This is a genomic window from Micromonospora sp. (assembly GCF_048594385.1).
GTDB lineage: Bacteria > Actinomycetota > Actinomycetes > Mycobacteriales > Micromonosporaceae > Micromonospora > Micromonospora wenchangensis.
This window is the reverse complement of sequence record NZ_JBMDWU010000285.1, coordinates 1-5,161: the sequence shown is the minus strand read 5'-3', so window position 1 is coordinate 5,161 and position 5,161 is coordinate 1. Positions and strand designations below refer to the sequence as shown.

General features: G+C 76.0%; 6 protein-coding genes. All 6 read right to left on the bottom strand.

What is annotated here, in order from left to right; genetic code table 11:
- Window positions 1-38: 38 nt before the first annotated feature.
- Complete coding sequence (locus ACOJTC_RS15450) at window positions 39-1,475, bottom strand: carbohydrate-binding protein (protein WP_420117405.1); 1,437 nt, start codon at window positions 1,473-1,475, stop codon at window positions 39-41.
- Window positions 1,476-1,550: 75 nt separating this feature from the next.
- On the bottom strand, window positions 1,551-2,282 hold the full coding sequence (locus ACOJTC_RS15445; RefSeq protein ID WP_420117404.1) for a YidC/Oxa1 family membrane protein insertase: 732 nt from the start codon (window positions 2,280-2,282) through the stop codon (window positions 1,551-1,553).
- Between the two features lie 126 nt (window positions 2,283-2,408).
- Complete coding sequence (locus tag ACOJTC_RS15440) at window positions 2,409-2,720, bottom strand: DUF6412 domain-containing protein (RefSeq protein WP_420117403.1); 312 nt, start codon at window positions 2,718-2,720, stop codon at window positions 2,409-2,411.
- Between the two features lie 10 nt (window positions 2,721-2,730).
- Window positions 2,731-3,600: an alpha/beta hydrolase gene (locus ACOJTC_RS15435; protein WP_420117402.1), complete on the bottom strand. Its 870-nt coding sequence runs from the start codon at window positions 3,598-3,600 to the stop codon at window positions 2,731-2,733.
- On the bottom strand, window positions 3,597-4,301 hold the full coding sequence (locus ACOJTC_RS15430) for a DUF998 domain-containing protein (RefSeq protein WP_420117401.1): 705 nt from the start codon (window positions 4,299-4,301) through the stop codon (window positions 3,597-3,599). The genes ACOJTC_RS15435 and ACOJTC_RS15430 overlap by 4 nt, the downstream gene beginning before the upstream one ends.
- Window positions 4,298-5,161, bottom strand: an 864-nt coding sequence (locus tag ACOJTC_RS15425) for an amino acid--tRNA ligase-related protein (RefSeq protein WP_420117400.1), incomplete at its 5' end; no start/stop codon positions are given. The genes ACOJTC_RS15425 and ACOJTC_RS15430, both read right to left, overlap by 4 nt.

Genomic DNA, 5,161 nt, shown 5'->3' with positions numbered 1-5,161 from the left:
GTCCGCGCCGGTGTGGCGCGGACCCCCTCGCGGCCCGGTCAGCGGCGGAAGGTGACCCCGTTGACGTTGACGCAGTCGGACGGCTGACCGCTGCTGAAGGTGAGGTAGACGGTGTGCCGCCCGGTCACCGCCGACACGTTGCCCGGCACCGACCGCCAGCTCTGCCAGCCGCCGGTGTTGGCCAGGGCAAAGCTGCCGATCGGGGTGGCGGTCGGGCTGTCCACCCGCACCTCGACCAGACCGCTCACCCCGCCCGCCGCGCCGGAGGCCACCCGGGCCAGGAAGTCACGGGGGCCGCTGCCGCCGAAGTCCACGTTGTCGTAGCGGGCCCAGTCACCGTTGCGCAGGGCGGCGATGTTCTGCCCACCCTCGGCACAGGTCTCGACGGCCACCCCGTTCTGCCCGGAGAACGCCTCGGCCTGGATCGTCGAGTACGCGTCCACGGTGCCCGACGGCGGCGGCGTGGTCGGGCCCGGCGTGGTGGGGGTCGGCGTCGGGGTGGAGCCACCACCCCGGCGGTAGACCGCCACGTAGTCGACGAGCATCGGCCGACCGGAGACGGTCGAGCCGGTCGGCGTGACGGCGCCGGCCACCCCGTCCGGGAAGGAGCCGCCCATCGCCACGTTGAGCAGCAGGAAGTAGCCGCCGTGGCCGGTCATCTGCGCCCAGTAGCTGGCCCCGACCTGGGTCTGGGTGACGGTGTGGAACAACTGCCCGTCGACGTACCAGCGCAGTTGCTGCGGGCTGACCGAGGTGTCCCACTCGGTACGGTACGTGTGGAAGGCGGCCTGGCAGGCGCTGCCGGGGCAGACCCGGGTCGCGCCCAGCCCGCTGAACTCGTTGCACGGGCCGCCGGGGGCCACCCCGCAGTGCAGCGCGCCCCAGACCTGGTTGAGCCCGTTGACGTTCTCCATCACGTCGATCTCGCCGATGCCCGGCCAGTTCTGGTAGTTGCCCCGGTAGGGCGCGCCGAGCGCCCAGAACGCCGGCCAGTAGCCGGCCGCCTGCGCGCCGGTGACGTTGGGCATCTGGATCCGCCCCTCGATCGCCAGCACCCCGCCCGACGGGGGCTTGAAGTCGGTGCGCACGGTCTCGATCCGGGCCGAGGTCCACCGGCCACCGGAATCGCGCAGCGGGGTGATCCGCAGGTTGCCGGACCCGTCGTGGGCCAGGTTGGCGGTGCTGCCGGTGTACGTCTGGATCTCGCCGGTGCCCCAGTTGGCCGGGCCGCCCGGGTAGCTGGTGCCGGTGTCCACGATCCAGTTGGCCGAGGACGGCAGGGTGCCGGCCGCCCCGGTGAAGTCGTCGCTCCACATCAGGCTCCACCCCGACGGCGGCGTCGGGACGGCGGCCTGCGCGGCGACCGAGACGCCGGTCAGCGCGGTGGCGGCGGCGAGCGTGACCGCCAGGGCGAGCCGGCGGCGGGACCGGCGCGGGGCGGTGGGGGCGACCGGAGCCGCCGGGACAGCGTTCATCGGGATGCCTCTCTGGGGGACGGGAGCAAGAGAGCGCTCTCTGAGCGGTTTTCTACGCTCCCGCCCCACCACTTGTCAACGCTCGTCGATGGCTCCGACCGGCACCGGTCGCGGTCGCCGCAGCAGCACGTGCTCGGCCACCGTCCAGGCGGTGGTGGTGACCAGGTAGAGCACCGCCGCCAGCGGCACCACCAACGCCAGCAGCACCGTGCCGTACGGCAGCAGCGGCAGCACCCGGGCCAGCAGCGCCGCCCCCGGCTGGTCGGCCGGGACGGCGGCCGACGCCGCCGCCCGCCGGGACAGCACCGTGGCCAGGCCGGCCAGGGCCGCCAGCAGCACCCCGAAGACCAGCAGCACCGACGGGGTCAGCCCGTCGCCCAGGTGCCAGCCCAGCGGCACCCCGGCCAGCCGCGCGTCGAGCAGCCCACCGGCACCGTCCCCGGTGCCGAACAGGCGGTACATGACCAGGAAGAACGGGGCCTGGAGCAACGCCGGCAGGCAGCCCGCCACCGGCGACGCCCCGGCCCGGCGGTAGAGCGCGAACATCTCCGACTGCAACGTCGCGGGATCGTCCGCGTACCGCTGCTGGAGCTGGCGCAACTGCGGGGCGAGCGCCGCGCGACGCCGCTCCGCACGGACCTGGGCGACGGTGAGCGGTGAGATCAACAGCCTGACGGCGATGGTGAACAACACGATCGCGGCGGCGGTGGCGACCCCGCCGGCCAGCGGCGTCAGCAGCCCGGCGAGCCAGCCGACGACGGAACCCGCGGCGGTGGCCGCGTCGTGCACAGGTGAGAAGGCGAGCATGGGGGAACCCCTCGGTCCGATTCCGGAGGTCCGCACGGGACGCTCACCGGCCGCCCGTCAGGGCGGTCGGCGGTCCACCGTGGGACGGATGACGACGGAACCGGTCGGGGTCGACGGCGCGCGGGATCAGCCCGCGGCCGGGGACCAGCCGACCGGGAGGGGACCCCCGGGTGCCCGGGGGCGGGGTCGGCCCGCCGCGTCCGGATCGACCTGCCGGGGTACTCGTCGACGCCGGGCCCGCTCGCGCAACCCGACCGCCCGCCGCCGCCCGAAGCCGGGGCCGGACGCCGCCCGGGGACGGGCCGCCAGCAGGACGACGAGCAGCAACGCGGCCGCCACCGCCGCACCGGCCAGCAGGTCACCCGGCCGGTCCGCGAGCAGGGTCAGCCCGACGAGCGCGTACGCCCACAGACCCGTCACCACCCGCAGCCCCGACACGCCCGCCAGCCTAGGACCCGCTGTCACGTCGGAGGGCCGCGACGGCCTCGACCACCGTCTCCGGCCGGTCCACGTGCAGCAGGTGCCGGGCGTCCCGGAACACCTCCTGCCGGCCGGCGGGGAAACTCGCCGCCAGCGCGGCGTGTCCGGCCCGCCACGCCGCCCGGCCGGCCGGGGTGGGCACGTCGCCGAGCGCGGTCAGCACCCGCACCGGCAGCGTCGGTGCCGCCGTCACCGCCCGCAACGCCACCAGCTCCGCCGCCACCGCCGGGTGCGCCAGCCACTGCACCAGCGCCCCGACCAGCACCGATCCGCAGCCGTACGCCGCCGCGGCGGCCGGGTCGGGCGGGCGGACGCTCATCCGGCGCACCGCCCGACGCCACGCCCCCGGGCCGTACCGGCGGGCCAGACCGGACCGGTCGAGCGCCCCGGCCAGCACCGGCGCCCCGGCCGCCACCGTGCCGGCCGTCCACGCCGACCACCACCGCCACCGGGCCGCCCCGTCCGGGTCCACCAGGCTCGGGTCCACCAGCACCAGCCCGGCGAGCCGCCCCGGATGCCGCCGGGCGTACGCCTCGGCGGGCAGCGCCGCCGCCGAGTGCGCCACCAGCACCGGCCGGTCCAGCCCGGTCAGCGCCGTGTCGACGCGGGCCAGTTCGGCGGTGAGGGTGGGCACCCGGGTGTCGTCCGGCCGGTCCAGCCGGCGCACCAGGTACCCGGCGGCGGTCAGCGGCGGCACCAGCCGGTCCCAGGTCGCCGCCCCCTCCCCCATCCCCGGGCAGAGCAGCACCCCCGGTCCGGCGGCGCGACCGGTAGCCGCCGGGTCGTCGGCGGCAGGCCGATCGGGGGCAGGCCGGTCGGGGGCGGTCGGGCCGGTCACCGGGGGCGCTCCGGGCTGGGGCCCCACCGGGCGACGGCGGCGGTGAGCAGCAGCCAACCGGACAGCCCGGTGAGCTGGACCCGCTGCCACAGGCCCAGCCCCCACTCGGGGTGCAGGGTGGCGACCAGCGTGCCGACCGTGCCGAGCGCCAGCACCACCGCCACCGAAAGTCCCGCCCGGCGGCGGGCCGGGCCGCGCAGCACGGCGAGGACCGCCACCGCGCTGAGCAGCGCGCCGGCCACCGCCAGCGACGAGGTGACCGTGTGCGCCTGGTGCCGCCAGGACAGCTCGCCCAGCTCCTCCAGCCGGGCGCAGCGGTCATCGATCGAGGGGGCGCAGTCCATCGAGGTGAACCCGCCGTCGACGGCGGTGGCCACGCCGAACACCAGCAGCCCCCACCAGGCCGGTCGGGGCACCTCGCGGGCCAGCCGGGCCAGCAGCAGCCCGGCCACCGTCGCGCACAGCCCGGTCGTCACGTCGCCGAGCTGGAAGACCAGGTGGTACGGCTGGTCCCGGGCGGCCAGCTCACTCAGGTAGCTCTCCACCGGCCGCAGCCCCGGGTTGAGCACCGGGGCGAGCAGCCAGGAGGCGTAACAGACCGCCGCCAGCGCCAGCGCCACCGCCGCCCCGGTCCGGGCGGCCCGGTGCCCGTCACCCCCACGGCGGGCCGCCGGATCCGGGTCACGGTGCGGGCGGTTCACGACGACTCGCGGACCATCGGGAACGGCAGGGTCTCCCGGATGGACCGGCCGGTCAGCAGCATCACCAACCGGTCCACCCCCAGCCCCAGACCACCGGTCGGCGGCATCGCGTACTCCAGCGCGGTGAGGAAGTCCTCGTCCAGCTCCATCGCCTCCGGGTCACCGCCGGCCGCCTTCAGCGACTGGGCGGTCAGCCGTCGCCGCTGCTCGGTCGGGTCGACCAGCTCCGAGTACGCGGTGCCCAGCTCCATCCCGAACGCCACCAGGTCCCACCGCTCGGCCAACCGGGGATCGGACCGGTGCTGCCGGGTCAACGGCGAGACGTCGGTCGGGAAGTCCAGGTAGAACGTGGGCACGTCGGTGCGCGCCTCGACGAGCCGCTCGTACAGCTCCAGCAGCAGCTCGGCGCGCTGCCAGCCCGGGTCGTACGGCACCCGGGCCGCGTCGGCGAGGCGGCGCAGGGCGGCGGCGTCGGTGTCGACGGTCACCTCCTCGCCCAGCGCCTCGGAGACCGCCTCGTGCACCGTGCGCACCGGCCACGGACCGCCGATGTCCACCAGCTCACCGGTGCCCGGTCGGCGGGCCAGTGGTGCCCCGTGCACCGCCACCGCCGCCGCGACGATCAACTCCCGGGCCAGCTCCCGCATGTCGTGGTAGTCGGCGTACGCCTGGTACGCCTCCAGCACGGTGAACTCCGGGTTGTGGCTGAAGTCGACGCCCTCGTTGCGGAACACCCGGCCCAGCTCGTACACCCGCTCGACACCGCCCACGGCGAGCCGCTTGAGGTACAGCTCGGGGGCGATCCGCAGGGTCAACCGCAGGTCGTAGGCGTTGCTGTGGGTGACGAACGGGCGGGCGTT

What these genes read in the sequence shown, in the direction of transcription:
- ACOJTC_RS15450 (WP_420117405.1), bottom strand. Translation starts at nt 1,475, where the DNA reads ATGAACGCTGTCCCGGCGGCTCCGGTCGCCCCCACCGCCCCGCGCCGG.
- ACOJTC_RS15445 (WP_420117404.1), bottom strand. Translation starts at nt 2,282, where the DNA reads ATGCTCGCCTTCTCACCTGTGCACGACGCGGCCACCGCCGCGGGTTCC.